The organism is Rhodopirellula maiorica SM1, assembly GCF_000346295.1.
In the GTDB taxonomy this organism is placed as follows: domain Bacteria; phylum Planctomycetota; class Planctomycetia; order Pirellulales; family Pirellulaceae; genus Novipirellula; species Novipirellula maiorica.
Map to the genome: position 1 here is coordinate 1 of NZ_ANOG01000673.1, position 5,367 is coordinate 5,367.

The following is a 5,367-nucleotide window of genomic DNA, read 5'->3' on the forward strand; positions in this document are numbered from 1 at the left end:
CTTCGCGAAGCACACGCGTTCCCTTACCCAACGGTCCTTCGACCTCGCTCATGATCTTGGCGGGATTGGACGCAAAGAACTGAGGAGAGCTGTCGACCAACTCGCCGCCTCGGCAACTGAAGTTGAGCGACAGATGATGGCCTTCGAAGCTGAGCCCCCACGGATCGGAATCGCTTGGGGTGCCGAAGATCGTGACGTAATATTTCTGAGGATCGCGGCGTGATTCGCTGCCGGGGCCTTCGAGTTGGCGGAGCACGCCTTCGAGCAACATGATCTTGCTCGCCTTGCTGTACCCGGCTTCGCTCAGTGCCGCACGCAGCAAGCGAAGCGCCGCCGTACGCTGAGCCGTATTCATATCCTTCAGCACAAGTCCTTTGCGAGTCGGCATGGGGATGAAGTGCCACTGAACACGTTCGGCGGCTTCATAGTCCATGGTCGCTTGCGCCGCTTGTTTCTCGTCGAGCGTTTGCAAAAAAGCATCGGCAAAGGTTTTCATCTGCGTCCCTGGCGGGTCGCTCACCTTCATTCCGGCGAAGATCGCCAGGGATACGGAAACGGCCAGAAGCATCGTAGCGGGGATCGCAAAACGGAACGAACGCATGAAACGTCTCTTTCACAGAGGTGGGTGGATTCGGGGTGGGACGCCCACAGTGTAGTGGACATCGCCGCGAACCGCAAAATGGGCATAGTTTGCCCCATGCGATCATCCCATTTGACGCCAACCCGGCGGCCGCGTTACGGATGGAAAGGGGCTGAGTCCGAAAACGCTTGGTCGACCACATGTGGCTGTAGGGGTCCGTAGGGGATCCCCCCAGGCGTTGTCACCAAATCCATTGCCCTTGCTTCCACCGCCTTTGCGGCAAATCGGCTGCCGTATCCCGAACGAGCGAAATCAGCACGACCGCCCATCGAAACGAGAGCATACGATTGCGGTGAAATTAAATCGGTGTCGGTTTCACTAGGCCACGGACAGGGGTCGTCGTTAATCGCGGGACGGCTGCCGCGTGATTCACGGAAGGAATCAGTCACGTCGCTGAATGGATCCCCTGATCGGTGTTCGAATCGCGTCACGCGTTTCACCACTTCGCTGGCCTGTGGAATTTCGCTGGCGCGCCGAACTTCGCTGGCCTGTGGAACATCGCTGGCCTGCGTCACTATTTTGCCGTCACTCGCGTCCGCACCCACGACGGGAGCCTCGGTCAATGCAATCTGACCTTCGTTCAGCCGGACCTGCTGCAAATCGATATCGATCGGTTTGACCGAGATTCGATCTTGCTTGACGGCAAAGCCGATATCGATCAGCCCTCCCGCATCTTCGGCAACCGGTTTGGTCGAATAAACAAACGCAACGATCGTTCCCGCTTGTTCGTCAACATTGGCGATGACTGTGCCGCGGCCGTTCCACACCGACCCGGCCTGGATTCGCGTCGTATCGGTGGTGACCTCGGTGGGGTCGAATTGAATTCGCACCTCCGCAGCCCTGACACCTTGAGCCCCCGAGACTTCGACGGGGGTGGAAACTTCGGCTGCGGCCGAGACATCCGAGCCCGATTCAATGATGGCGTTCGGAATGGAAACGCTTGCCAACAAACGTCTCGATTCTAATTGCTGAACACCCAATTTGCATGCTTTTGTCGCCATCCGTTGCCCACTGATTTGAATTGCGAATCAACCGCTCACCGCAGCTTTCTATGCATTGGTTGGTAACGGATTCACAACTCAAATCGCAATGGCACTTGCGGCGTGATTCTAGTTTCACGCCGTGGCGACGACGCGAATTACCAAAGCGTGTTGGTAGCAAAAACCTGGTCCACCGATTCGTAAGCTTCGTCAACCGCATCCTCTTTGCGGTCATCGAGTTCACTGATGGGCAACATAGTGCCATCGGTGGATGACAACGCGGTGCTCGTTTCAGCGTCGGTGCTCGTTTCTGCTTCGAACGACTCTGCTTCGGGCGATCTTGAAACGCTGGCCGCCGCATCGATCGTGGGGGGGGTGGACACTGCCAAGGTTTCAGCAGCGGTGGATGCCGATGTGGTCGCCGCCACCGCAATAGAGGACGACGCTGCAACCGGTGCGACACTTCCCGCAGTGGCGTCGTCGTTGATCTGCCGAATGACATCGGTCCATGCAGTCGATCCGGCCGGCAGAGTCGATGTCACCGACAATCGGTTGTAGATAAATTGAGGCAGCAGTCCGGTCTCGCGAAAGTTTTGGTCGGCGGTTGTTTGCCCCGATACCAATGTCACCGACAGCTCGTTGACTCCGCCTTCGGAGTAGGCAATCGGTTGGACCTCAGTCAACGTGTAGTCCCCAAATGCCAAATCGGTGAACTCGTATTGGCCTGTGGCATCCGTCGTCGCCTGAACCGTGGCACCGGTGGACACATTGGTCAACGTGATCACCACCCCAGGGATTCCTTCGACGCCATCAGGAACATTGTTGGTATTGGTGTCGGCGTACACGAACCCCGCTATCCGCTGGTCCCCCCCAGCCCCCGCGGTAAAGGTCAACAGTCCATCGGTGGAATCAGCACCAGCCACCGGAGCTGGATCCACGGTGATTTGCCCTTCATTCAAGACCACTTCGGAAAGATCGAACACCGTCGTATTGCCAGCAACAGCATTGTCGGCGATGGTGAATGACATCTGCACCAAACTGCCGCTAGTCGCCGAGAGTCCAGTCGACGCCGACACAAAAATCACGACGGTTCCGGCGGCATCATCGACATTTGCGGTGACTTGCGTGTCCTGGGCTCCGTTGAAGACGGATCCTGCGGTAATCGCATCGGACGTCAAATCGAGCAAATCGGTATCATAGCTCAGTCGTATTTCGACACCTCGGATGTCCGCGGCATTATCCACATTGACCGGGACGGCGACCTGCGCCGACACATCTCCGGTCAAATCATCAGGAATGTCCACTGCGGCAAGCAGACGACGCAATTCGAGACTTTCAAGCCCCAGCCGACGTGATTTTTTTCGTTTCATGTTCGTTAGACTCGCAAAGCCAGAAGAGGTTTCACAATTCTGGTTCCCAAGTGTCATATTTCCAGCGTCGAATAAATAAGTTGCATCGACTTTTGCTGATAACAACATGTTCTCAATGGCTTTTAACGTTACAACCCAACCCACAAATAAATAATATCATTTGCCGGAACTTACTCTCGCTAGTGACTCTCTAAGTCCGGGTTCTACAATGGCCGGACACCGGACATCTTCCATCATCGTCACTCCTTAACAAAGCACATCAGACGACAGCCCTCCAATGCTGCTCGTGATTCCCCATGAAGGATGTTTGAAACGTTTCGATATCGTAGGCGGCCTCGACATTGACAATATGTCGCAGGTCGCCACAGGTGCCCCAGCACGGCTGGGCAATTGTCAGTCGTCGTATCGTTATTGCCCCCCCTCCCCAAACTCGAAGTGCAGCCCCCGATTGCGGTGGGCAAGCTGAGTAGAAAACAGGTTAAAAAGTTATGCGCAAGTTCTTTAAATCGGTTCGTCCGCTACAAAAAAAACGTCGTGGTGCAGCCAAGGCAAGGCAGCTGAGCTTGCAATCGCTGGAGAATCGTCGGGTATTAGCCGCGACGATCACCTCCTTTACCCCCACCGCCAGCGGTTTTACGGCGGAACTCAGCGAAGAAGTCAGCACATTGAACTTGAGTCTATATGACACCGAGGCGCAAACGGCTGGCGCTGCCGACGTCACGCTGACCGGCGCATCGAGCGGCGATGTCCGCGGATCGCTGTTTGTCAAAGACACCACCGTTACCTTTATTGCCAGCGGCGGTGCATTGGCTCCGGACACTTACTCGGTAACGCTACGTAGTGCGGCCGACGCGTTTACGGACCTCGCCGATGGCGAATTGCTTGACGGTGATGACGATGGTACCGCCGGCGGCGATTACACCAATACATTTACGGTTGCCGATGACACTTCGTTAACCGTGGGATTGCCTGATATCGTGCGAGGGCCGACGCAAAGCATCCAAGTTCCCGCTGGAGGAAGCGGTGTTGAGTTGCCCGCCGGACTGCCCATCCAATTCAGTAATCCCGCAGGCGTCACGTCAGTCACGCTAACGATCCAGTATGATCCGGCGTTATTGGACATTAGTGATGTCCAGCTCGGAGCCGATGCGCCGTCGGGAAGCCAAGTCGAATCCAACTTGAGCGTTCCTGGGACCGCTACGATCTCGTTTTTCTCGGTAGCACCGCTCACAGCGGACCAAACGAGTTTGGTCGATATCATCGCCACGGTCCCTGAAGACGCTCCGTACGGTGAAACGCAAGCAATTCGCATCACTTCGCTAGACGTCAACGCCGGAGCACTGACCGCAACCGCCGATGATGCCGTCCAGGTTGTTGCGTTTGCGGGCGATGTCAATCGCAACCAACGCTATGACGCCGAAGACGCTCGTTTGATTGCCCGCGTTGGTGTCGGGCTCGATTCCGGATTCGTATTTTCGGAACCGACCAATGCATCGGCGACCACGATGCTCTTTCCCACCATCGACCCGGTGTTGCTTGGCGATGTCACCGGAGTGGACGGATTGAGCCCGCTTGATGCCAGCGATCTGCTTCGACGCGTGGTGGGATTGTCGACGCCTAACATTCCCGATCTGCCCGACAACCAAGCTCCGATCGATCTATCGCTGTCCGCCACCACCGTAGGCGAAGCACAACCCATCGGCACGACCGTGGGGACGTTTACCACGAACGATCCCGACATCAACCAAACGCACACTTATACTTTGGTCAGCGGCACCGGTGATACTGACAACGCGTCGTTCACCATCAGCGGAAACCAACTATTGACGGCGGAGGTGTTTGACCAAGATGTCAAAGACAGCTATAGCATCCGCGTGAGAACGACCGATCCCGAAGGCCGCACGTTCGAGGAGTCTTTGTTGATTGACATTTCCGAACTCAATGTGGCTCCGACCGCCATCGCGATCACGAACAGTTCCGTTGCCGAAAACACTGCGGTTGGCACTGCGGTTGGCACGCTCAGCACGACCGACGCCAACGCCAGCGACACTCATACCTACAGCATCGTTTCCGTCGACTCGGTTACCACTAGCGACCTGTTTACCGTGTCGGGCAATACGCTGAATGTCGGTGCTTCGCTCGACTTTGAAACCAACGCCAGCCACACCGTCGTCGTCCGTACGACCGATCAAGCCGGTTTGTCGTTCGACCAAACGCTGACGATCACCGTCACCAATGTGAACGAAGCCCCCACCGCGATCACGCTGAGCGAATCTTCGATCGCCGAAGATGCCGCATCGGGCAGCACAGTCGGAACGCTTTCTAGTAGCGATGTCGATGCCAGCGACACGCACACTTACACGCTCGTCAGCGGCAC

4 protein-coding genes are annotated in these 5,367 nt (G+C 56.4%); 1 reads left to right on the forward strand and 3 read right to left on the reverse strand.

Annotation, left to right across the window (positions count from 1 at the left end):
• The 3 genes from RMSM_RS21490 to RMSM_RS21500 form a co-directional block, all read right to left on the reverse strand.
• A partial coding sequence (locus tag RMSM_RS21490) for a DUF3500 domain-containing protein (RefSeq protein WP_008701208.1) occupies positions 1-601 on the reverse strand: 601 nt, incomplete at its 3' end.
• A 134-nt stretch (positions 602-735) separates the two neighbouring features.
• The gene (locus RMSM_RS37195) at positions 736-1,587 is read right to left on the reverse strand and encodes a cohesin domain-containing protein (protein ID WP_144057837.1); all 852 of its coding nucleotides are present in this window, start codon (positions 1,585-1,587) and stop codon (positions 736-738) included.
• 191 nt (positions 1,588-1,778) lie between these two features.
• Positions 1,779-2,990, reverse strand: a complete 1,212-nt coding sequence (locus RMSM_RS21500) for a cohesin domain-containing protein (protein WP_040768757.1) — start codon at positions 2,988-2,990, stop codon at positions 1,779-1,781.
• 488 nt (positions 2,991-3,478) lie between these two features.
• On the opposite strand from RMSM_RS21500, the gene RMSM_RS21505 reads away from it, so the two are divergent.
• Positions 3,479-5,367: cadherin domain-containing protein (locus tag RMSM_RS21505; protein WP_008701215.1), on the forward strand; the 1,889-nt coding region annotated here is incomplete at its 3' end.